Origin of the sequence: Streptomyces sp. NBC_01775 (genome assembly GCF_035917675.1) — a bacterium.
In the GTDB taxonomy this organism is placed as follows: domain Bacteria; phylum Actinomycetota; class Actinomycetes; order Streptomycetales; family Streptomycetaceae; genus Streptomyces.
The window spans coordinates 3,660,333-3,681,967 of sequence record NZ_CP109104.1; the positions used below are offsets into that span (position 1 = coordinate 3,660,333).

The 21,635-nt window shown below is 73.1% G+C and carries 17 protein-coding genes and 1 pseudogene; 12 read left to right on the forward strand and 6 right to left on the reverse strand.

Annotation, left to right across the window (positions count from 1 at the left end):
• Positions 1-92 precede the first annotated feature (92 nt).
• Positions 93-1,649, reverse strand: a complete 1,557-nt coding sequence (locus OHB04_RS16265) for a DUF6716 putative glycosyltransferase (protein ID WP_326809460.1) — start codon at positions 1,647-1,649, stop codon at positions 93-95.
• A gap of 260 nt (positions 1,650-1,909) precedes the next feature.
• Between OHB04_RS16265 and OHB04_RS16270 the strand changes: the two genes are divergently transcribed.
• The 3 genes from OHB04_RS16270 to OHB04_RS16280 all read left to right on the forward strand — a co-directional run bounded on the left by OHB04_RS16270 (position 1,910) and on the right by OHB04_RS16280 (position 5,273).
• The gene (locus OHB04_RS16270) at positions 1,910-3,097 is read left to right on the forward strand and encodes a glycosyltransferase family 2 protein (protein ID WP_326688411.1); all 1,188 of its coding nucleotides are present in this window, start codon (positions 1,910-1,912) and stop codon (positions 3,095-3,097) included.
• Entirely contained in the window at positions 3,097-4,455 is a 1,359-nt protein-coding gene (locus OHB04_RS16275; RefSeq protein ID WP_326688412.1) for a polysialyltransferase family glycosyltransferase, read from the forward strand. Before OHB04_RS16270 ends, OHB04_RS16275 begins: the two co-directional genes overlap by 1 nt.
• A 221-nt stretch (positions 4,456-4,676) precedes the next feature.
• Positions 4,677-5,273: a hypothetical protein gene (locus OHB04_RS16280; protein ID WP_326807696.1), complete on the forward strand. Its 597-nt coding sequence runs from the start codon at positions 4,677-4,679 to the stop codon at positions 5,271-5,273.
• Between the two features lie 122 nt (positions 5,274-5,395).
• Here the strand turns inward: OHB04_RS16280 and OHB04_RS16285 are convergent, their stop codons facing one another.
• Positions 5,396-6,964, reverse strand: coding sequence for an amidase (locus OHB04_RS16285; protein WP_326807697.1), 1,569 nt, complete (start codon positions 6,962-6,964; stop codon positions 5,396-5,398).
• 165 nt (positions 6,965-7,129) lie between these two features.
• Here OHB04_RS16285 and OHB04_RS16290 point away from each other — a divergent pair, with 165 nt between their 5' ends.
• Entirely contained in the window at positions 7,130-8,035 is a 906-nt protein-coding gene (locus OHB04_RS16290; protein WP_326688415.1) for a L,D-transpeptidase family protein, read from the forward strand.
• Positions 8,036-8,392: 357 nt separating this feature from the next.
• Here the strand turns inward: OHB04_RS16290 and OHB04_RS16295 are convergent, their stop codons facing one another.
• On the reverse strand, positions 8,393-9,826 hold the full coding sequence (locus tag OHB04_RS16295; protein ID WP_326807698.1) for a hypothetical protein: 1,434 nt from the start codon (positions 9,824-9,826) through the stop codon (positions 8,393-8,395).
• A 365-nt stretch (positions 9,827-10,191) separates the two neighbouring features.
• Positions 10,192-10,797 (reverse strand): annotated as a pseudogene (locus OHB04_RS41830) (RNA polymerase sigma factor); the annotation flags it as partial.
• A 359-nt stretch (positions 10,798-11,156) separates the two neighbouring features.
• On the opposite strand from OHB04_RS41830, the gene OHB04_RS16305 reads away from it, so the two are divergent.
• On the forward strand, positions 11,157-12,545 hold the full coding sequence (locus OHB04_RS16305; protein WP_326807699.1) for a hypothetical protein: 1,389 nt from the start codon (positions 11,157-11,159) through the stop codon (positions 12,543-12,545).
• A 36-nt stretch (positions 12,546-12,581) separates the two neighbouring features.
• Here the strand turns inward: OHB04_RS16305 and OHB04_RS16310 are convergent, their stop codons facing one another.
• Positions 12,582-13,133 (reverse strand): hypothetical protein, encoded by a 552-nt coding sequence (locus OHB04_RS16310; RefSeq protein ID WP_326688418.1) that lies wholly within the window; start codon positions 13,131-13,133, stop codon positions 12,582-12,584.
• Positions 13,134-13,232: 99 nt separating this feature from the next.
• The gene (locus OHB04_RS16315; RefSeq protein WP_326688419.1) at positions 13,233-14,867 is read right to left on the reverse strand and encodes a beta-N-acetylhexosaminidase; all 1,635 of its coding nucleotides are present in this window, start codon (positions 14,865-14,867) and stop codon (positions 13,233-13,235) included.
• A gap of 385 nt (positions 14,868-15,252) precedes the next feature.
• Between OHB04_RS16315 and OHB04_RS16320 the strand changes: the two genes are divergently transcribed.
• The 7 genes from OHB04_RS16320 to OHB04_RS16350 all read left to right on the forward strand — a co-directional run bounded on the left by OHB04_RS16320 (position 15,253) and on the right by OHB04_RS16350 (position 21,596).
• A complete protein-coding gene (locus OHB04_RS16320; RefSeq protein ID WP_326807700.1) occupies positions 15,253-15,762 on the forward strand; it encodes a 2-oxo-4-hydroxy-4-carboxy-5-ureidoimidazoline decarboxylase in 510 nt (169 codons plus the stop codon).
• A 364-nt stretch (positions 15,763-16,126) separates the two neighbouring features.
• Positions 16,127-16,507: a succinate dehydrogenase, cytochrome b556 subunit gene (gene sdhC, locus OHB04_RS16325; RefSeq protein ID WP_326688421.1), complete on the forward strand. Its 381-nt coding sequence runs from the start codon at positions 16,127-16,129 to the stop codon at positions 16,505-16,507.
• A 6-nt stretch (positions 16,508-16,513) separates the two neighbouring features.
• Positions 16,514-17,017: a succinate dehydrogenase hydrophobic membrane anchor subunit gene (locus tag OHB04_RS16330; protein ID WP_326688422.1), complete on the forward strand. Its 504-nt coding sequence runs from the start codon at positions 16,514-16,516 to the stop codon at positions 17,015-17,017.
• A gap of 55 nt (positions 17,018-17,072) precedes the next feature.
• Complete coding sequence (gene sdhA / locus OHB04_RS16335; RefSeq protein WP_326807701.1) at positions 17,073-18,827, forward strand: succinate dehydrogenase flavoprotein subunit; 1,755 nt, start codon at positions 17,073-17,075, stop codon at positions 18,825-18,827.
• 118 nt (positions 18,828-18,945) lie between these two features.
• Positions 18,946-19,725 carry a succinate dehydrogenase iron-sulfur subunit gene (locus OHB04_RS16340; protein WP_326688424.1) on the forward strand — a complete coding sequence of 260 codons (780 nt, stop codon included), beginning with the start codon at positions 18,946-18,948 and terminating at the stop codon, positions 19,723-19,725.
• Between the two features lie 248 nt (positions 19,726-19,973).
• The gene (locus OHB04_RS16345) at positions 19,974-20,162 is read left to right on the forward strand and encodes a hypothetical protein (RefSeq protein WP_326688425.1); all 189 of its coding nucleotides are present in this window, start codon (positions 19,974-19,976) and stop codon (positions 20,160-20,162) included.
• A 186-nt stretch (positions 20,163-20,348) separates the two neighbouring features.
• Positions 20,349-21,596: an MFS transporter gene (locus OHB04_RS16350; RefSeq protein WP_326807702.1), complete on the forward strand. Its 1,248-nt coding sequence runs from the start codon at positions 20,349-20,351 to the stop codon at positions 21,594-21,596.
• Positions 21,597-21,635 lie beyond the last annotated feature (39 nt).

Here is a 21,635-nt window from a genome sequence, read left to right on the forward strand (position 1 = left end):
ATCGGACCGGTGGACGAGCCGGATATCGGCCCGGGAAGCGGACCGGCGACCCGGCAGGGCATCGGGCCGGGACGCGTGGCGGGAGTCGGGCATCACAGCTCGCCCGCCTTCCGGATGAGGGGCGCGACGCGCTGTACGCCGTGCCGGTAGGCGCCCCTGGCGGCCTCGCGCACGACGCGGCGCACGACGCCGGGCTCGCTCCCCCCGCCCTCCCCCGGACCGGCGTCGGCGCCTCCCGCCGGAGAGCCGTCAGGGGTGAGGCCGTAGCGGCGCAGGATCGCCGGGAGGTAGCCGGGTGCGGTCCGCTCCGTGTAGTAGGGGGTGAGCGGCGGCAGCCCGGTCCCGGCGGAGCGCGCCGTCAGTTCCGCGACCCGCTCGCGCGCCGCGGCGAACGGCTTCCGGGCGCGCGCCCCCTGGTGGAGCACCCATTTCTCGTCGGCCTGCGGGAGCAGACCGTCGTCGAGCTGGTCCCAGGAGACGAGGCATCCGGAGCCGGTGAAGTAGTGGTTGCCGAGCGTCTCGCGGACGCCGAGGTCGGTGAGGACGGCGGTGGGCACGCCTCGGTGCAGGGACTCCAGCGCCGCGGTCGAGCTGACGGTGACGAGCAGCCCGCCGGTGAGTGCGGCGCGGTCGAGGATCTGCCCCATGTGCCCGTAGACGAGGCGGCAGTTGGCGGGCAGTCCGCCGTGCGCGCCGTCGCTGCCGGGGAGCTTGCGGACGAGCTTTTGGTAGGGCTGCTCCTCGATGTGGGTGGTGTGTTCGCCCGGCTTGCTGCGGAGCTTGATCAGCACCTCGCGCTCGGGGTGCCGCAGCGCGTGGGCCACGGCCCGGCCCAGCAGGTACGCGCGGTCCTCGCGGCTCGCGGGCACGGAGGGCTGGACGGCGAAGACGACGGTGAACCGCCCCTCGGCGCCACTCCCCCCAGCCGCCACCCCAGCAGGACCCGCCACCTCAGCACGGCCCGCCACCTCAGCGGGACCCGCCTCCTCAGCGGGACCCGACTCGTCAGCCCCTTCGGCCCCTTCAACACCGCGCGCCGGCCCGGCCCCTTCGCCGCCGTCCGCGTCCTCCAGGAACGGCAGCGCGCAGCGCACCACTCCCCCGCTCTCCGCGCCGACCCCCTCGTAGACCGCGCGGAAGCGCTCCGCGTCATGAGGGGAGTTGGCGAGGACGAGGTCGGCGCCGTGGCGCAGCAGGAGGCCGTCGGTGAGCTTCTCGTAGACGACGCCCACATATCCGGTGACGACGACGGGCCTGCGGCCGGCAGCGGGCCCTCCGCCGGGCCGGCCTTCGTCGCGGCCTTCGTCGGTCCGGCCTTCGTCGGTCCGGCCTTCGTCGAGGGCTCCGTCGGGGTGTCCCTCGTCGCGCTCGGCGACCGCCCGGTTCAGGCCGTGCAGCACGGCCTGGACGGCGCCGCCGACGCAGGCGAGGACGACCACGTCGTAGGCGTCGGGCGCGGTGGCCGCGCGGAGGAACTCGGCGGTCGTCACCTCGCGCAGGGTCTCGACGGTGACGCCGACCTCGGCGAGCTGGCGCGGGGTGGGCGTGGCCCGCCCGCGCAGCAGGAGGCCGTCGATCCGGGCCTCGGGGGCGAGCCTGCGTGCGGTGAGCGCTCCCCATTTCCACCGGGTGTCGGAATCGGCGAGCACCGCGACCCGGGCCGGGCCGGCCGGGGTGGGGGCCGCCGTGGAAGGCGGAGAAGTGTTTTCTCGTGAGGGCACGTCGCCGACGTTAGGAAGGGATGTGGGAAGACGGCCCAACGTGAATACAACAGACGGTTAACAGCACACCGACGAATGGCCAACCGGTTCGTTCCGGTGCCGCGTTCACCGTCCCGCCATGTGTCGTTCACTCCAGGGTCCGCCGCAGGTCAAGACGGGGGTTGGGCGCGGCACCTAGGGTCCCTCGGGTGGTCAAGCTCTCCGTCATCGTGCCGTTTTACAACGTGCAGTCCTATGCCCCGGAAACGCTACGGAGTCTCCGTGCGAACGCGCGAGAGGATTTCGAATTCATTCTGGTAGACGACGCCTCCTCCGACGAGACGCCGGAGATTCTGGAGCGTGCCGAACGCGAATTTCAGGGTGCCGCGCGGGTGATCCGTGTGCGGCACGCGCGCAACGGCGGTCTCGCCACGGCGCGGAACACCGGCCTGGACCGGGCGAGCGGTGAATTCGTCACCTTCCTGGACGGTGACGACTGGCTGGCGCCCGGCTACTACGAGGAGCTGGTCGCCTGTATCGAGCGGCTGGGCTGCGAGTTCGTCCGCACCGACCATGTGCAGTGCACGGCTCGCGCCCGCACCCTCGCGCGGGTGCCGCACGGCAGGCGGGGCATCGTGACCGATCCCCGGGACGCGATCTTGCCGGTGGGGCGGACCACGTCCGTGGACTACGCGTACGCGTGGGCGGGGATCTACCACCGCAGGCTGCTGGACGACGGGCTGCTGCACTTCCGGCACGGGCTGCGCACGGCCGAGGACAGGCCCTGGATCTGGCAGCTGCACCGGGAGGCGCGCTCGTTCGCGGCCGTGGGGCTGCTGGGCGTCTTCTACCGGCGCGGGGTGGCCTCGTCGCTGACGCAGATCGGGGATGTGCGGCAGCTCGACTTCATCCGCGCCTTCGACCAGGTGATCGAGGAGACCTCGCGCGACAAGGACGCCGAGGTGCTGTTGCCGAAGGCGGTGCGCACGTACTGCGCGATCATCTCGCACCATCTCACCAGCGGCAGGTTCGAGCCACAGGTGGCGCGGAAGCTGCGGTCGATGAGCTCGGCGGCACTCAAGCGGCTGCCCTCCGGTCTGCTGTCGGAGGCGCTGGACTCCATGGACGCCGAGCGCGCCTCGCGGCTGCGGCGGCTGCGCAGGCGGCCCTTCCAGGACAGCGAGACCCCGTCCGACGGGGGCGAGGGCACGCCCGGCACGGAGAACGACACGGACGGCCCCGACACCGGCACCGGCCCCGGCAGCCCCGACACCGGCGGCCCGGACACGGACACAGGACCAGACACGGACACAGCCACGGACACGGGCACGGACAGTGACCGCGGCGCAGCCGCCGCAGCGGGCAGTGACCGTCCGGGCACGGGGGTGCGGGTCTGATGCGTACGCAGATCTTCTTCGCCTCCACCCTCTACGGTGCCGCCACGCTGGCCGCGGCGCTGGACGCGGACCGGTTCGCCCCGGCGGACCGGCGCCTGCTGCTGGTCAGCAACAACTCCGCCAACCCGGAGACGGCGCCCCCGCTGGACGCCATGCCGGGCTTCGAGCGGCTGCGGGACCGCTTCGACCGGGTGCTGTCCTGGAACGAGGCGATCCGCCCGTTCCATCCGGGCGGCTGGTCCCCGCGCACGGACGACGCGCCGCTGTGGGAGCGGTATCTGCGGATGCTGTGGGGCCTGGGCGACGAGCCCGGGCACACCGGGTACACCGGCAACGACGTCGAACTCGTGCTGGAGTCGATCCAGGTGGAGCCGGCGCTGGCGGTGGCCCGGCTGTTCCCCGACGCGCCGATCGACGTGTACGCCGACGGCCTGATGAGCTACGGCCCCACCCGCAACAAACTGGATCCGCTGGTGGGTTCGCGGGTGCGGCGCCTGCTGCACCTGGAGCTGATCCCGGGGCTGACCCCGCTGCTGCTGTCGGAGTTCGGCGTCCCGGCCGAGGTGGTGCCCGCGGATGCCTTCACCGCCGTGCTGGCCGAACTCGGGCAGGACGTCCCGCCGTCCGTGACGGCCGCACCCCGAGGCGGTGCCCTGCTGCTGGGGCAGTATCTGTCCGCGCTGGACATCCTGACCGCCGAGGAGGAGGAACAGCTCCACCTGCGCATGCTGCGCGGGGCCGCCGAGCGCGGCCACCGGAAGGTGGTCTTCAAGCCGCACCCGGTGGCCCCGGCCCGCTACTCACGCGCCCTGGAGAAGGAGGCGGGCGAGCTGGGCGTCGAGCTGACGGTGCTGGGCTCGCCGGTGCTGGCCGAGGTGCTGTACGAGCGGATGCGGCCCGCGCTGGTGGTGGGCTGCTTCTCGACGGCGCTGCTGACCGCGTCCGCCTTCTACGGCCTGCCGGTGGCGCGTACGGGCACCGGACAGCTGCTGGAGCGGGTGACGCCATATCAGAACAGCAACCGGATCCCGGTGACGCTGGTGGACGCCGTCCTGCCGGACCTCGACGACGAGGCCGCTGCCTTCGAGCCGCGCGGCGGTACGGAGCTGACGGGCCTGGTGCGCGCCGTGGGCTTCTGCATGCAGCCCCAGGTGTATCCGGAGCTGCGGTCCGAGGCCGAGCGCTACCTGAGCACCCAGCTGGACGCGACGACCTGGCGCTATTTCAAGCGCCGGCGGCTGACGTCGCTGGCCCTGCCGGGTGCGGTCCCGCGCCAGTTCGCCTTCGTGCCGCGCAACAGGGCGGTGCGCAAGGTCGCCCGCCGCGCCCGCGCCCTGAAGCGCGCGGCCATGGGCTGAGCCCCACCGGATACGGCTCAGGTCGTACCCGGGAGCGCCGGCGGGTACCTCTGCGGGCTGACGGCGGCCCCGTCCACGGAGCGATGTGGCGGGTGGGCCGGGAGGGGGATTCTGAGGCGGTACGGACGCGGTGTCCGTACCGCATCCCTTCGCGAAGGAAGGGAAGTTGGGGGTTCCTCATGCGTAGAAGTCCGAGTTGGAGACGGGGGCGGGGGCGCGCCGTGCTGCTGACGGCGGCGGTGGTGCTGGCGGGGACGGTCGCCGCGAGCGCCGCGAGCGCCGCGCCCGCGCACCGGACGCCGCACGGACCGGGCCGGGCCGCCCCGCACACGGGCGCGGACGCGGACGCGGACAAGCGCGGTGCGGGCCGGGGGGACGAGGCCCGCCTGTACGGGTCGGCCAAAATGCACCGCGCTGACGGGCAGCGGGTCCGCTTCGCCTTCGACGCGCGCGGCTTCGGCGACGCGGCCACGGAGCAGGGCACCTCGCGCGGCACCTTCCGCTTCAGCCACTACACCCCCGACGGTTCGTCAGGGGCCTGGGCGAAGGGGCGGATCGACTGCCTGACAACGGGCGGCGGCAAGGTGGCCACGGCCACCGGCATCGTCACCGAGACCGACCTGGAGGGCCTCAAGGGCAAGCGGGTCGGCTTCACCGTCCAGGACGACGGCCGCCACGACCACCTCGGCTACAGCTGGGCCAGTGGCAACCCGCGGGAGATGGACGTCGCCCCCTGCCTGAGCGCGGCCCCCTACGAGACGGTGGAGAAGGGCGACTTCACCGTCCACCACAAGCTCCCGCCCGCCCCGCAGGAGTGATCCCGGACCACGGGGTGGATCCGGGCCGCGGGTGAACCCAGGACGCGGATGGACCCGGGCCGCGGGTGAACCCCGGCCGCGCCCCGGACGGGGAGGGCCCGCGACGCCCGGAGCGCCGGCACCTACTCCCCCAGGGGGCCGTAGGTGCCGGGCCACCGCTCCCACCAGCGCTGGTCCGCCTCCAGCTGGGCTGCGAGGGAGACCAGCAGGGGCTCGCTGCACGCGGGGCCCAGCAGTTGGGCGCCCAGGGGGAGGGAGTCGGCGGTGAGCCCGGCGGGGATGTTGAGGCCGGGCCAGCCCAGCACGTTCCAGGGCCAGGCGTAGGGGCAGTGGGCGATCATCGTGCGGTCGGTCTGCCAGCCGGAGAGCCCCGCCAGCGCGCCGACGCGGGGCGCCGGGGTGGCGGTGGTGGGCGTGAGGACGACGTCGTAGCGGCGGAAGATACGGCCCACATGCCGCCGCAGCGGGCCCTCGGCGGCGCGCGCGGCACGCAGTACGGGCCCGCCCAGCAGCCGCCCGGTGCGGGCGGCCGACCGGGTGCGCGGGTCCAGCAGGCTCTCGTCGGGCATGCGCAGCGTCCAGGTGCGGATGCCGGCCGTGGCGCGCGGTACGAACGTCAGCCCGATCGGGCCGTAGCGCGGGTCGGCCTCCTCCACCTCGTGGCCGAGCGCGGCGAACCGTTCGGCCATCGCGCGCACCGCCGCCTCGGCCCTCGGGTCCAGGTCCTTGGGCGTGGCGGTGAACGCCCAGCGGGTCGACAGGGCGATCCGCAGCCGCCCCGGGTCCCGGCCGACGGCCGCGCGCACCTGGACCGGCGGCGGCCGGTGCAGGTCGCCGTCGCGGTTGCCGGAGGCGGCGTCCAGCAGCAGCGCGGCGTCCTCGACGGTGCGCGCGAGCGGACCGAAGACGGTGATGCCGTTGAACGCCTCGGGATCCGGCCAGGTGGAGACGCGGCCCCGCTGCGGCTTGATGCCGATCAGATGGGTCCAGGCGGCGGGGATACGGACCGATCCCGCGCCGTCCGAGCCCAGCGCGGCGGGGACGAGTCCGGCGGCGACGGCGGCTGCGGCGCCGCCCGAGGAGCCGCCGGGGGTGTGTGCCGGGTTCCAGGGGTTGCGGGTGTCACCGAAGGCCCGGCCCTCGGTGAACGGCCACTGGCCCAGCTCGGGGCTGTTGGTCTTGCCGACGATGACCGCTCCGGCGGCCCGCAGCCTGCGGACGACCTCGGCGTCCGCGGTCTTGGGCACGAAGTCGCCCGCACAGCCGAAGGCGGTCGCCTCGCCCGCCACGTCCGTGTCGTCCTTGACCGCGAGCGGCACCCCCAGCAGCGGGCGCCGCTCGCCCGCGCGGAGCGCCTCGTCGGCGGCGTCGGCCTCGGCGAGCGCGGCCTCGGTCCGCACCCGGCGGAAGGCGTTGAGCGTGCGCTGGGTGGCGCCGATGCGCTCCAGGGCGCGCTCGGTCAGCTCCCGCGCGCTGACCTGGCCCGCCGCCAGCGACTCGGCTGCGCGGGCGAGGCCCGGCAGCGGCGCCCCCGCGCCCCCACCCCCACCCGCACTCGCTCCCGCGGCGGCCTGCGCACCCGCGGCGGTCTGTGCGCCCGCACCGTCGAGGGCCCCGCTCGCGCCGGTGGCCGCGCCGGTTCCACTGCCCGTGGCGCGCGGTTCTTCTGCGGATCCGGTCTCGGTCGACATAGGCACCTCGCACCCGCTCGTCGGTCACGGCTGCGCCTACTGTCCCCGATCCACGCCCCCTTCGAAACCCGCGAGTAACCCAGGGGCGCACGGGGCGCGCAGGTTCGCGAGGGCGGCACGGTGGGCAGTGATGGACGCGTGGATCCGTCTGGCCCGGGGGTGGGGATGGGGATGCTGGGGACACAGTCGCGGGGAACGGCGACGCGCCGGGGAGTGGCGGCGGCAGCCGCCGTGCTGCTGAGCGCGGGCACCGTCGCGGGCTGCCAGGCGCAGCCGGGTACGGGCGCCGACGGCAAATCCGTACGGATATCGAAGATTCCGCAGCAGGCCCCCACGGGCCCGCCGCGGTCCTCCTCCGCCTCGCCCCCGGCGCGTACGAGCGCGCCACCGCCGTCGTCGTACACCCCGCCGCGCCCCACGTCACCGAGCCCGGTGGCGCAGACCGTGCGCATGGCGCCGGGCTCCCGGGGCGAGCACGTACGGGAACTCCAGGCGCGGCTACGCCAGTTGGGTCACTTCGGCCGGAACCCCACGGGCTACTACGGCTCGGTGACCGCCGCCTCCGTCTCCGCGTTCCAGGCGCAGCGGGGCCTGGCGCGGACCGGCAAGGTCACCGATCCCCTGCTGAGCGCGCTGCGCTCCCGTACGCACAACCCCTCGCGCACGGAGCTGTATCCGCCGACCTCCCGCCCGGTGGGCAGGCCGGATCCGCGCTGTCTGACGGGGCGCACGCTGTGCGTCAGCAAGAAGAGCAGGACGCTGTCGTGGATGGTGGACGGGCAGGTGCGCGCCGCGATGGACGTGCGGTTCGGATCGGCCTACACGCCGACCCGGGAGGGCACCTTCAAGGTGGACTTCAAGAGCCGCCACCATCGCTCGACCATCTACGACTCCCCGATGCCGTACGCGATGTTCTTCAGCCGGGGCCAGGCGGTCCACTACTCCTCGGACTTCGCGGCCCGGGGCTACGCGGGGGCCTCGCACGGGTGCGTGAACGTGCGGGACAAGAAGAAGCTCGCCAAGGTCTTCGCACAGGTGCGGCCCGGCGACAAGGTCGTCGTCTACAAGTAGCGGCCGTCGAGCGGCGTGGCTCAAAGAGAAGCCGCACACCGCACACCGCGAGGCTCAAAAAGAAGGGGCGCGGGCGGGACCGGGGACTGCTACCCCTCGGGGGACAACCCCCGAACCCCCGGCCGGACCCTGCGCGTGACCCAAAGAAGCCGCACACCGCACACCGCGTGGCTCAAAAAGAAGGGGGCGCGGGCGGGACCGGGGGAACGTGTCCCGCCCGCGCCATCGCGCGAACCCAGAGGTACGGGGGGAACCTCGGGCTTACCGCGCCGCCGATGACCAGTCGGCTCACTATCCTCAGCGCCGGGTGCCGAGAAAGTGTCACACCCCCCGCACGCTGTCTTGATGTGGCGCCCGTCACCCGCCGCCCGCGCCGCCTGCCGCGCCCGGCGCACCGGTTTCAGCCGGGTCGGACGGTGTGCCCGCCGTACCGCCCGCCGCGCCGGAGCCACCCGTGCCGGAGCCGCCCGCGTCACCGCCGCTCGTGCCGCCACTGTCGCCGGGGTCGCCGCTGCCGCCGTCTCCCCCGCCATCACCGCCGCCGCTGCCCGAGCCGCCGCTGTGGCCGGGCTGGCCGGTCGAACCGCCGGGTGTGCCCGGCACCTGGGGGCCGCCGCTGCCGGACTGCTCACCGCCTTCGCCGCCGCCGGGCTTCGAGTAGTGGACGCAGAACTTCTGCACCACCGCGCGCCCGCCCGCCGCGCGCTCCAGCTTCCGGCGCTCCTGCGCCTCCAGCTTGCCGTCGGTGTACGCCTTGCACAGCGCGGCGGCGATGGCCCGCTTGTCGGAGTCGCTGCCCCGTCCATGGCCGGGCTTCTTGTCGCGCTCGCCGCCCTTGCCGGGTTTGCCGTGCTTGTCGGCGTCCTGGTGCTTGTGCTTCTTGCCGCTGCCACCGGAGTTGGCCAAGTCCCTGGAGTCCTTGGAGCCGTCCGGGTCCTTCGTCCGCTCCTCGCCCCCGGCGCCGTTGTGGCGGCGGTGCTTGCCGCCCGCCGTGTCCTCCTCGGCACCGGCGCCGCCCGCGGCCTCGTTCGCGCTCCGGTCGCCCTCGGGGCTCACCGCCGGGGACATCGTCACGGCCGGGACGCCGTTGCCGCCGAAGGGCGTGGGCAGTACGCCCGTACCGGCCGCCACCGCGACGCCGCCGAGCGCGCAGCCCGCCAGAGCCATGGCGAACCCGGCACGCAGAGGTCTGCCCGCCAGTACGTAGCGCGCGCGGCGGCCGGAGTGGCCGTCGCGCGCAGGTCTGTCGCCGCCGCGCGCATGTCTACTGCCGCCGTGTACCCCGCGTACGCCCTCGGGGGCGGTCTCCGGCAGCGGGGCGTCCTCGGATGCGGAACCGGAAGCGGAATCACTCGCCGGGCCGCCGGCGCTCACCGCTCCGCCGCGCAGCGCGCCGACGCGGGCGGCACGGAAGGCGTCCAGGGCCGCGGCCTCACCGGGCAGTTCGACGGCGGTCGCGCCACGTCCGGCGGCACGGGGTGCGGTGTGCTCGGCTGCCAGGTCGTCCAGGACGGAGGCGAGCTTGGCCGCCGCGCGGCGGTCGGCGTCGCGGAACCACGCGTCCGAGGGGACGTCCAGCGCGCCACCCGCTTTGCGGTCTTTGGTGCTTTTGGGGGCCTTTCCGGCCCGTTGGTCGTCTGGTTCGCCCGGCATGTCCGGCTGTTCGCTCGCCGGGTGGCCGGGCTGTCGGCCGGGGTCCGGGGTACCGGTTTCCTGGGCATCGACGGGCAGCCTGCGCAGCAGCCGCTCCGCGGTCTCTTCGTCCAGCCAGCCGTACCGGTCGTCCGCCATCACGTTTCCCTCAGCGTTCGCGTGACGGGATGCGTCACACCGCGGGCCAGGCCCCGGGCCCTGCCCTCTCCCGTGCCGCCGCCGGGCTGCGGCGGGGAAACACCCGCGCCGGAACCCCCCACGGAATCACCGGAGGCAGGTGAGGGGCCGCCGGGAGACGGCAGCCGACCCACCGCGCCGCCCGCGGACGGGGCCGGGCCGGCGGGACCGCCAGGAGCCGAATCCGGACGGGAACCCGGACGGGAACCCGGATGCGTACCCGGCGGCGAGACCGGGGCCGAGGACGGGCCGCTCCCGGAGACCCCCAGGGCCGGCCCGGCGGGACCGGCGGGCGCGGAGCCGGCCGGGCCGCCGGGTTCGCCCGCGTCAGCCGGCGCGTCCGCGCCCGCCGCCGCGTCCAACGCCGCGTCCGCGTCCGGCGTCTGGTCCTCCAGCAGTTCGGCCAGCCTGCGCAGCCCCCGGTGCGCCGCCGTCCGCACGGCGCCCGCCCGCTTGCCGAGCACCTGGGCCGCGCTCTTGGCGTCCAGCCCGACCACCACCCGCAGCACCACGGCCTCGGCCTGGTCGCGCGGGAGGCGGGAGATGAGCGCCATCGTGCGGCCCGTGCCGAGGGCCTCAAGTGCCTCGTCGGCCGTGTCGGCACCGGCCGGCAGCCCCGCCAGCTCGCTCTCGTCACCGCCGACGGCGGGCCGTCGGCCACGCATCCGCAGGTGGTCCAGCGCGCGGTTGCGCGCGATGCGCGCGGCCCAGCCGCGGAAGCTGTCGGCGTCTCCCTTGAACCGGGCCAGGTCCCGGGCTATCTGGAGCCACGCCTCTGAGGTGACGTCCTCGGCGTCCGGATCGGGCACGAGGGTGCGCACATATCCGAGCAGACGCGGGTGCACGGTCCGGTAGACGGTGCGGAAGGCGGGCTCGTCCCCCTCCTGCGCCGCGCGAACCGCAGCCGTCAGCTCCGCGTCGTCCCCCTGCACGCCCGTGTCTCGCCCCACTCCGCGAAGGTGTCTGTGCCGTGCGCCCCGCCGCAGGCCGGTCTCCCGGCGCGGATGCGAGCAGCACGCTAAAGCCAAGTGTGCACGCTCGTCCATGCCGGAGGGATGGGCAGGGGCGGGAGGTATGCGGTGGGTGAGGAGCCGTGGGCGGTGCGTGAGGAGACGGCCGTCCGCCGTCGACGGTGCGCGGGGTAACACAATGCGGGGTCGTAACGCTGAGGGAAGTACGGGCATGCCGCTGGCGTAGTGCGCCCGTGTCCGACGACGGCCGGGGTCTCTCCTGTGGGGGGTGGCGACCCCGGTCGTCTTCGCTTTCCCGGCCCGTGCCACGATGCGGCGCCATGGAGCAGCCCGCGCCCCGCACATCGTCCCCGCTCGCCTCCTGGGCCCGGCGGTTCGCCCTGCCGGACGACGGCGATGGCGACAGCCCTCAAGAGCCCGCGCCGGTGCCGGTGGACTGGCCCGCGGTCGAGACCTGGCTCGGCCTGCGCCTCCCCCGTGACTACAAGGCGCTGGTGGACGCGAGCGGCCCGCTCGACCTCGGCGAGTACCTGTGGGTGCACGCGCCCTGCGCGCAGGAGGGCAGGTTCGACTACGGCGAATGGCTGCGCGACACCCACCGGGAGACCCGCGTCGCCGCGCGCGAGGCCACCTCGTCCGGGCCGCCGTCCTTCCACCCCGCGCCCGGCGGGCTGCTGGCGTGGGCGGAGACCCGGGGCGGGGCGACGCTCTTCTGGGACACGTCGGCGGCTGCCCCGAAGGACACTTCGGCCCCGGGCGACGCCCCGGCCCCGGAGGACGGGAGCCCGGAGGGCGGGACCCAGGAGGCCGGGAGCCCGGACCGGACCCCGGAGGGCGAGAAGACCGGGGACCCGGACGCGTGGCCCGTGGTCCTCTTCGACGACAGCCACTTCCCCAGCCCGGATCCCGACGCCGAGCCCGACACCGACCCCTGGTACCCGCTGGGGCTGGACACCGCCGGGACGCTCACCGCGCTGATGACCACCGGCCTCCCGACGCGCGGCGGCGGCCGGTTCGGCCCGCTGCCCCCGACCGCCCGGCGCACGGCCTACCTGACTCGGGCCGCGCCCTGGACACCCCCGCCCACGCAAGACCCCGCCCACACCCCCGCCCGGCACGCCGCGCTGACCGAGGGCACGGGCATACCGGCGCTCACCGCGCTGGTGCCCCCGCCCCCGGCCCCGTATCTGGGCACCCCCGACGGCCGCTCTCCCGAGGACGGCTGGGAGCGCCTGTTCGACGAGCTGGGCACCCGCCTGCCGGCCGAATACCTCGCCCTCATGGAGCGGTACGGCGCGGGCTGCTGGTCGGAGTGGCTGCGCTTCTTCACGCCGCTGCGCGAGGGCGAGAACGGCTTCGTGTGGCACGTACGGACGGTCACCGACGCCTATCGCGGCAGCCGCGAGCGCTTCCCCGACATGAACCCGCTGGACGTCTGGCCGGAGCCGGGCGGCTTCCTGCCGTTCGCGAACTCCATCGACGCCGATGAGATCGGCTGGCTCACCCGGGGCGATCCCGACCACTGGCCCGTCATCGTCCGCCCCCGCCACGCCCGGCAGGGCCCCCCGCTGGAGGGCTCGCTCACCCACATCCTGCTGGAGTGGCTGCGCGGCAACCTCACCACCCCGGGCTTCGCCGGCCTCGACGAGGACGACGACCCCCTGGACTTCATCGGCTTCGAGCCCTGGCCCGATCACGCCTACTGGTGACCGTGCCCCCGGGCCGCCGACCGGGGCCCACCGGCCTCACAAGCCCCGCAGATAGACCCGCACCCGCTCCTTCCCCAGGGGCTGGGTGAAGATCTCCAGCGACTGCACCCGGGACTTCTTGTTCCCGGCGCAGGGCGGGCAGACGGATCCCTTCCGCACCTGGTCGAGGGTCTCGGGCTCGGGCAGCTTGAGGTGTCCGAAGGGAGCCGCCGACGGCTTTTCGGCGTCGATCGGCTCAAGCTTTTTCAACGGGTCCTCCAGGGCCAGCTTCTCGACGAAGGGGCCCAGTTCGTCGCGCGGAAGCTGGAAGGACAGCAGCAGGACGTCCTCTTGCGGATTCATCTGCAACCCGGCCCGCCGCTGCCTCGCACCCTCCGGGACCTCCACTCCCAGCTGCCGGCCGACGTCCCCCGCGGTGACCCCCTTCTCCCACTGGGGGCCGCCCCTGGAGGAGTCGGCCACACCCTCATCAGCCCCGCCGCCGGGAAGCGCGATCAGCACCGCGGTGAGCGCGACGAGTGCCAGCACGACGAACGCCAGCACGGGGAGTGCCACTGAGCGGAACTTCTTCCAGTTCGTCCGTGCCATCGCGAATGCCGTCCCGGGTCGGTTCGAGCTGTCCTGCCGTCGAACCCTCTTACGTCCCTGACTTCTGGGCAGTTCACCGGTCGGGCACGTACGCGGCGCTCAGTCCACCCGGTTCATGAGAGCCATGAAGCCGCTCCAGGATTCCTTCGGCTTTCGCGGGTCCCACAGTTTCTGGGCCGTCGCCGCGAGGGGGAGGCGGATCCCCTGGGCCACCTGTTCCTGCGTCTGGGCGTTCGAGATGTCGCCCCACACCGCGAACCGGCCGCCGAGAATGCGCTGGGGCCCGGCGTAGCGGGACGGCACGGGCTTGGTGCCGCGTACGACGGCCGGGGTCCACTGCTCGTAGATCCGCCGGCCCGTCGGGTACCTGAAGTCGTTCGGCTGGCCCAGGACGTAGTACAGGTACTCGTCGTTGAGGTTGACGACCTTCCAGCCCTCCTTCAGGTATTCCTCGGGCTGGCGGGCGCCCATCTCCTTGCCCGTCCAGTAGTTCACCTGGCGGTGCCGGGAGGGTTCGACGACGCCGTCGCGGTGCATGCCGTCGTTCCACAGCTGCGGGGTCTTGCCGTGCTTGCGCACGGTCTTGGCGCGGTCGTTCAGCCAGGCGGTGGCCAGGTCCTGGACGCCGGCGTCCTTGCCGTAGCGCTCGCGGGCCGCCTTGGCCAGGCCCGGGTAGGTGGCCTCGGGGTCCTTGGTCATCAGCGCCTGGTACTCGTCGCCGCCCAGGTGCAGGTATGTGCCGGGGAAGAGGTCCGCGTACTCCCCCAGCAGATCGTCGACGATCTTCGCCGCGCGCGGGTTGCTGATGTCGATGGCGCCCCGCGCCGTGCTGCCGGAGGCGCTGCGCAGCTGGAGATCGGGGTGTGCCTCGATGACCGCGCCGAGGTGGCCCGGCGAGTCGACCTCGGGGATGACGGTGATGTGCCGGGAGGCCGCCAGCTTGACGATGCTCCGCACCTGCGCCTTGGACAGCCGGGGGCTGGAGACGACTTCGGGGTGGGTGTCGCTCTCGACGCGGACCGCCTGGTCGTCGGAGAGGTGGAGCTGGAGCTGGTTGAGCTTGAGGTCCCCCATCTCGCGGATGCGGGCCTCGATCCACTCGGCGGTGAAGTGCTTGCGGGCGATGTCGAGCGAGAAGCCGCGCTGGGCGCGGTCCGGCTTGTCGTGGACGGTGCCCTCGGCGAAGCGGTGCTGGGCGCGGTAGGTCTGCATGAGGGTGCGGGTGCCGTAGAAGACCCCGGCGTCGCCCGCGCCCGTGATGGTGACCTTCCCGGCGCGGCTGGTCAGGGAGTAGCACTCGGCCCCGCCCTTGCCGCCGCGCTTGAGTTCGATGTCGCCGGTGCGGGCCGGGCCCTTGGCCGTGTCGACCTTCAGCTCGCCCGCGAGCAGCTCGGCCTCGTCGGAGAGGGAGCCGGTGTCGGTGACCACGCGGGTGTAGCGGGTGGGCTTCCAGCCGGGGCCGCGTACGGCTTTCCACTCGCGTACGGCGGGGACGGCGGAGGGGGCGGGGCCCACCCTGTCCGGGCCCTTGGGGGGCGGCGGCTGGAAGCCGCTGCCGGACTTCGAGGAGGACGAGGAGCCGGAGGGCCGGGCCCCGTCTCTGCCGGCCCCGCTGTCGCCGCAGCCGGTCAGGGCGAGCAGGCCGCTCAGCGCGAGGGCTGTCGCCGCTGCGGTGCCCCGGGGCCGGACTCGTGTCCAGCCATGTGAACCGTCCGCCGCCCGGTCCCGTGTCACCTCCTGTGCCCCAGCCCGCGCCCGGCCGTGTGCCCCATCCCGTGCCTGGCCCTGTGTCCGAGTCCGCGCCCCGTGCCCGCCGGGCCGCCCCGTCTCTTCCGTCCGTCCCGCCACGCTCGCTCGTCCCGCCCCTTCGGTCCACCCGGACCTGAACTCTCCCGGACGCCGGTCCCGTTCCGGCCGCCCAGGCATTTCTGACCAGTTTCGTCCCATACGAATACGGTATTTCCCTTTCCGAACCCTCCCCCGTCAGCTATGCGCTCCCGGATGTTCCCTTCCGGGTGAAAAACACGATTCGGACGGCCGAACACTCCAGGCACATGACTACGGTGACGAGACTCCCACACCACCTTCACACCCCTCCCCGGAGCAGATGAGCCACCCCATGCGGCAGAGCGGACAGGTGACCTCCCCGGCCGTCACGCCCCTGGACGGGCTCAACGGGTCGGCCGTCCACGCGGCCGAATCCCTCCTCCTCACCTGCTGCGGGAGCCACCGCTGGGCCCGGCGCCTCGCGGCGCACCGGCCCTACCCCGACGTGGAGGCGCTGCTCGCGGCGGCGGACGAGGCCAGCTACGACCTGACCGCCGTGGACCTGCACGAAGCGCTCGCCGGGGAGACCGCGCCGCATCCGCTGGGCGAGCCGCAGCTCGGGACCCTCGCGGCGCACACCGCGCTGCGGGCCGCTCAGGCTGCCTACGAACAGAAGTTCGGGCACGCGTTCGTCGTCTGTCTCGACGGGTGCGCGCCACAGGACCGGCTGGATCACACTCTCGCGGGGATCCGTGAGCGGCTCGGGCGCGAGCGGGAGGAGGAGTGGGTCGTCACGGCCGACGAGCTTCGCCGCTTGGCGCGGGGCCGACTCGCCCGGCTGGCGACCTCCGGCTCGATTTAAGCCCCCGGCCCCGCCCCTTCACCGTTTCTCTCAGGGGCTCCTCCCCCAGTCTCCGGCCGGGGGCCCCCACCCGAACCCCCCGGTCCTCAAACGCCGGACGGGCTATAAACAGCCCGTCCGGCGTTTGAGGACGAGCGCCCCGCGCGATGCGGTGACAGGGCGCAGAGGACGACGGGTCAGACAAAGAGCGGGCCACACGCCGTAGGCCGTACGGTGCCTGATTGATCACACCTGGCACACCCGGCACCAACGTCCCGACGCGGCGTCGCTACGATGACCGATGGCCGGAGGACCGTACCCGGCCGGGCCCGCCCGACCTACCGAAGCCGGCAGGCCCCAATATCCGCTCCCGGAGGGTTTTTCCGTGCCGGCTGGAACGCTGTACCGCGGCCGGGAAGGAATGTGGTCCTGGGTGGCTCATCGAGTCACCGGCGTCCTCATCTTCTTCTTCCTGTTCGTGCACGTCCTCGACACCGCTCTCGTGCGTGTCTCACCCGAGGCGTACGACGACACTGTCGCCATCTACAAGACTCCGCTCGTCAACCTGATGGAGTACGGCCTCGTGGCCGCCATCCTCTTCCACGCGCTGAACGGCCTGCGGGTCATCGCCGTGGACTTCTGGTCGAAGGGCGCGAGGTACCAGAAGCAGATGCTGTGGACCGTGCTGGGCGTGTGGTTCGTCCTCATGGCCGGTGCCTTCTATCCGGTGTTGCAGCACACCCTGCGCACGCTGTTCGGGAGCTGATGCGTGATGTCGACGACCGAGACGACCAAGACCGCCGGCGCCGGGGACCAGGAGCCGTCCGGCCCCCAGGACGATGTCGCGCTGTTCGACGTGGACCACCCCGCACCCGTGATCGAGCCGCCGCGCGCGCGGACCGCGAAGACGCCGAAGGCGAGCCGCGGCAACTTCGAGATGCAGGCCTGGCTGTTCATGCGGCTGTCCGGCATCGTGCTCGTGGTGCTCGTGCTGGGCCACCTGCTGATCCAGCTCGTGCTGGACGGCGGCGTCAGCAAGATCGGCTTCGCGTTCGTGGCCGGCCGCTGGGCCTCGCCGTTCTGGCAGGTGTGGGACCTGCTGATGCTGTGGCTGGCGATGCTGCACGGCGCCAACGGCCTGCGCACCGTCATCAACGACTACGCGGAGCGGGACAACACCCGCTTCTGGCTGAAGATGCTGCTCTACACGGCGACCGTCTTCACCGTCCTGCTGGGCACGCTGGTGATCTTCACCTTCGACCCGAACATCCGCTGATCCCCCCGGGACGAGAGCACCCGGCAGGACACCGCGAGGGAATCCGAGAGACCTCATGCAGATCCACAAGTACGACACCGTCATCGTCGGTGCGGGCGGCGCCGGCATGCGCGCGGCCATCGAGTCCACCAAGCGCAGCCGCACCGCCGTGCTGACGAAGCTGTACCCCACGCGCTCCCACACCGGCGCCGCGCAGGGCGGCATGGCCGCGGCCCTCGCGAACGTCGAGGAGGACAACTGGGAGTGGCACACCTTCGACACGATCAAGGGCGGCGACTACCTGGTCGACCAGGACGCCGCCGAGATCCTGGCGAAGGAGGCCATCGACTCCGTCCTCGACCTGGAGAAGATGGGCCTGCCCTTCAACCGCACCCCGCAGGGCAAGATCGACCAGCGGCGGTTCGGCGGGCACTCGCGCAACCACGGCGAGGCCCCGGTGCGCCGCTCCTGCTACGCGGCGGACCGCACGGGCCACATGATCCTCCAGACGCTGTACCAGAACTGCGTCAAGGAGGGCGTGGAGTTCTACAACGAGTTCTACGTCCTCGACCTGCTCCTCAACGAGGAGGAGGGCGTCAAGAAGACCGCCGGTGTCGTCGCCTACGAGCTGGCGACCGGCGAGATCCACGTCTTCCGGGCCAAGGCCGTCGTCTTCGCCTCGGGCGGCAACGGCAAGTTCTTCAAGGTGACCTCCAACGCGCACACCCTGACCGGTGACGGCCAGGCCGCCGCGTTCCGGCGCGGGCTGCCGCTGGAGGACATGGAGTTCTTCCAGTTCCACCCGACCGGCATCTGGAAGATGGGCATCCTGCTCACGGAGGGCGCCCGCGGCGAGGGCGGCATCCTGCGCAACAAGGACGGCGAGCGCTTCATGGAGAAGTACGCGCCCGTCATGAAGGACCTCGCGAGCCGTGACGTCGTCTCCCGCGCGATCTACACCGAGATCCGCGAGGGCCGCGGCTGCGGCGCCGACAAGGACCACGTCTACCTGGACCTGACGCACCTGCCGCCGGAGCAGCTGGACGCGAAGCTGCCGGACATCACCGAGTTCGCACGGACGTACCTGGGCATCGAGCCGTACACCGACCCGGTGCCGATCCAGCCGACCGCGCACTACGCCATGGGCGGCATGCCCACCAACGTGCAGGGCGAGGTGCTCTTCGACAACAGCACCCCCGTCCCGGGCCTGTACGCGGCCGGCGAGGTCGCCTGCGTGTCCGTGCACGGCGCGAACCGGCTGGGCACCAACTCGCTGCTGGACATCAACGTCTTCGGCCGCCGCGCGGGCATCGCCGCCGCGGAGTACAGCGCGACGGCCGGCCACGTCGAGCTGCCCGAGGACCCGGCGCGGTTCGTCCAGGACGAGATCGAGAACCTGCGGGACGCCACCGGCAACGAGCGCGTGGTCGACATCCGCAAGGCGCTCCAGGAGTGCATGGACAAGAACGTCATGGTCTTCCGCACGGAGCAGACGCTGAAGGAGGCCGTCGAGGAGATCGGCGCCCTGCGCAAGCGGTTCCGCAACATCAGCGTCCAGGACAAGGGCAAGCGGTTCAACACCGACCTGCTGGAGGCCCTGGAGCTGGGCAACCTGCTCGACCTGGCCGAGGTCACCGCCGTGTCCGCGCTCGCCCGCAAGGAGTCGCGCGGCGGCCACTACCGCGAGGACTTCCCCAGCCGCGACGACGTCAACTTCATGCGCCACACCATGGCCTACCGCGAGGTGGGCGACGACGGCACCGAGTCGATCCGGCTCGACTACAAGCCGGTCGTGACCACCCGCTACCAGCCGATGGAGCGGAAGTACTGATGCGGCCTCTCCCCGGGGGGCGACCCCCGTACCCCCGGCCGGAGCCGGTGGCGAGGCCCGTCACCGAACCCGGCCCCACCGGCATCCTCGCTCACCAGCACGGCTCCAGGAGGAACGCGTGAGCACCGCGACTCTCGACAAGAACGACTCCGCCGGTCCCGTCGACTCGGCGGAGAACAGCGCCTCGCACCTGATCACCGTCACCCTGCGCATCCGCCGGTTCAACCCGGAGGTCGCCGAGGAGTCGCAGTGGCAGGACTTCACGCTGGAGATCGACCCGAAGGAGCGCGTCCTGGACGCGCTGCACCAGATCAAGTGGGAGATGGACGGGACGCTCACGTTCCGCCGCTCCTGCGCGCACGGCATCTGCGGCTCGGACGCGATGCGGATCAACGGGCGCAACCGGCTGGCGTGCAAGACGCTGCTGAAGGACATCGGCCCGGAGAAGCCGATCACCGTCGAGCCGATCAAGGGGCTCACGGTCCTCAAGGACCTGGTGGTCGACATGGACCCGTTCTTCCAGGCGTACCGGGACGTCATGCCGTTCCTGGTCACGACCGGGAACGAGCCGACCCGCGAGCGCTACCAGTCGGCGGCGGACCGCGAGCGGTTCGACGACACCACCAAGTGCATCCTGTGCGCGGCGTGCACCTCCTCGTGCCCGGTGTTCTGGAACGACGGGCAGTACTTCGGCCCGGCGGCGATCGTCAACGCGCACCGCTTCATCTTCGACTCGCGCGACGAGGCCGGTGAGCAGCGGCTGGAGATCCTGAACGACAAGGACGGGGTGTGGCGCTGCCGCACCACGTTCAACTGCACGGACGCGTGCCCGCGCGGCATCGAGGTCACCAAGGCCATCCAGGAGGTCAAGCGCGCCCTGATCACCCGGCGCTTCTGATCTTCCGACGCCGCTCCCCTTCCCCGGCCGGGGAAGCGGGGCGGCGCGGCCCGGCGGTACCGAACTCTCGGTGCCGCCGGGTTTCTTCTGCCCCGGCCATGTCCTCCGGCCCGGTCTTCACCGGGGAATATGCGGGCGGGCGCCACTCACCCGATCGGCATTCCCGGATGGTGACGGACCGGCTACCGGACGAGATTGGTGGCGACGGTGCCTCACCTCCGTGGGGCATCCCGATCGGAGGAGTTGTGATGCGTACACGCACTTCTGTTGTCGCTGTCCTCTTGGCCGGTGCCGCCCTGCTGGGCTCCGCCGGTACCGCCGCTGCCGCCGCCGGCCCGGTTTCCGGCCATGAGAGGGCTCCCAGCGGTGGGAAGTCCCTGACCCTTCCGCTCGACCTGCTGGGGCTGCCGCCGATCACGATCACCGCCGGCCGCTGACCGGGATGTTCAGCCCCCTTCACGCGAGGCCGCGCACCGACGGTGCGCCCCTCCCGTGAAGGGGATCTCCCGTGAAGGCGCCGCTGCCGTGAAGGGGCCCCCGCCATAAGGGGGCAAGCCAGGAAGCGGCTACGCCCCCAGCGATACCCGCTCCCGCGTGCGGAGGATGTGCGTACGGTCGCGCGCATGCCTCATCCGCTCCGTCAGCGTGACTTCCGGCTCCTGTTCGCGGGGCGCACGCTCTCCCTCGTCGGCGACGCCGCCTTGCCCGCCGCGCTGGCGCTGGCCGTCCTGCGGGCGACCGGCTCCACCTCCGCGCTCGCGCTCGTCCTCGGCTGCGCGATGGTGCCCAAGCTGTTGCTGCTGCCGGTCGGCGGCGTGATAGCCGACCGGTTACGGGCCCGTACGGTCGCGCTCGGCACCGACCTCGTGCGGTGCGCGGCGCAGCTGTTCACCGGGCTCCAGCTGCTCGGCGGCGAACCGTCGCTGGTGCTGATCGGCGCCGCCGAAGCGGTGGGCGGCGCCGCGTCCGCGTTCGCCATGCCCTGCCTGTATCCGCTGGTCGCGGGCACCGTCCCGGCCGAGGGGCGGCAGCGCGCCAACGCGCTGATGGCGACGGCCGAGAGCGCCAGCAAGCTCGCCGGGCCCGCGCTGGCGGGCGTCCTCGTCCTCACCGCCGGGCCCGGGTGGGCCTTCCTGCTGGATGCCGGCACCTTCGCGGCGAGCGCGGCGCTGCTCGCGTTGGTACGGGTCGGCCATGTGCCGCTGCCCCGGCGCTCGTTCCGCGCCGACCTGGCCGAAGGGTGGTCGGAGGTGCGCACCCGCGCCTGGTACTGGCCGAGCCTGCTCGGCCACGCCGTCAGCAACCTGGCCATCAGCGTGCTGCTCGTTCTCGGGCCCGGGGTCGCCGTGCGGGAGCTGGGCGGGGAGGGCGTGTGGGTGGCCGTCGTCCAGGCGGGCGCCGTGGGGCTGCTGGTCGGCAACCTGGCGGCCTCGCGGGTGCGACCGCGGCGGCCGGTGCTGGTGGCGAACCTGCTGGCGGCGGGGTTCGCGCTGCCGCTCGCGGTGTTCGCGGCGGCCCCCGGCGCGGGGTACGCGATCGCCGCGTACGGGGTGGCGATGGTGGGGCTCGGCTTCCTCAACCCCGTGTGGCAGACGACCGTCCAGAACGCGATACCCGCCACCGCGCTGGCCCGGGTCACCTCCTACGACTGGCTCCTGTCGCTGGGTGCCATGCCGCTGGGCTACGCCCTCGCCCCGCTCACCGCCGAGACCTGGTCCCCCGCCGTGCCCCTGGTCGCCGCCGCGCTGCTGGTGGCCGCCGCCGGCCTGGCCACGGCCCTGATCCCGCCCGTCCGCCGCTTCGAGCGGCCCCCCGCCGAGGCGCCTGCCTCTCCGGCGGCTCCCGGGGCCGAGGCGGAAGCCGATTCCTGAGCCTGAAGGCGCGCTCACGCCCCCAGGCCGGCTCCGCTC

Coding starts and splice junctions, on each gene's coding strand:
- OHB04_RS16275 (WP_326688412.1), top strand. CDS start 3,097: ATGCGTACGCAGATCTTCTTCGCCTCCACCCTCTACGGTGCCGCCACG.
- OHB04_RS16285 (WP_326807697.1), bottom strand. CDS start 6,964: ATGTCGACCGAGACCGGATCCGCAGAAGAACCGCGCGCCACGGGCAGT.
- OHB04_RS16290 (WP_326688415.1), top strand. CDS start 7,130: ATGGGGATGCTGGGGACACAGTCGCGGGGAACGGCGACGCGCCGGGGA.
- OHB04_RS16295 (WP_326807698.1), bottom strand. CDS start 9,826: ATGGCGGACGACCGGTACGGCTGGCTGGACGAAGAGACCGCGGAGCGG.
- OHB04_RS16305 (WP_326807699.1), top strand. CDS start 11,157: ATGGAGCAGCCCGCGCCCCGCACATCGTCCCCGCTCGCCTCCTGGGCC.
- OHB04_RS16310 (WP_326688418.1), bottom strand. CDS start 13,133: ATGGCACGGACGAACTGGAAGAAGTTCCGCTCAGTGGCACTCCCCGTG.
- OHB04_RS16320 (WP_326807700.1), top strand. CDS start 15,253: ATGCGGCAGAGCGGACAGGTGACCTCCCCGGCCGTCACGCCCCTGGAC.
- OHB04_RS16330 (WP_326688422.1), top strand. CDS start 16,514: ATGTCGACGACCGAGACGACCAAGACCGCCGGCGCCGGGGACCAGGAG.
- sdhA (WP_326807701.1), top strand. CDS start 17,073: ATGCAGATCCACAAGTACGACACCGTCATCGTCGGTGCGGGCGGCGCC.
- OHB04_RS16345 (WP_326688425.1), top strand. CDS start 19,974: ATGCGTACACGCACTTCTGTTGTCGCTGTCCTCTTGGCCGGTGCCGCC.
- OHB04_RS16350 (WP_326807702.1), top strand. CDS start 20,349: ATGCCTCATCCGCTCCGTCAGCGTGACTTCCGGCTCCTGTTCGCGGGG.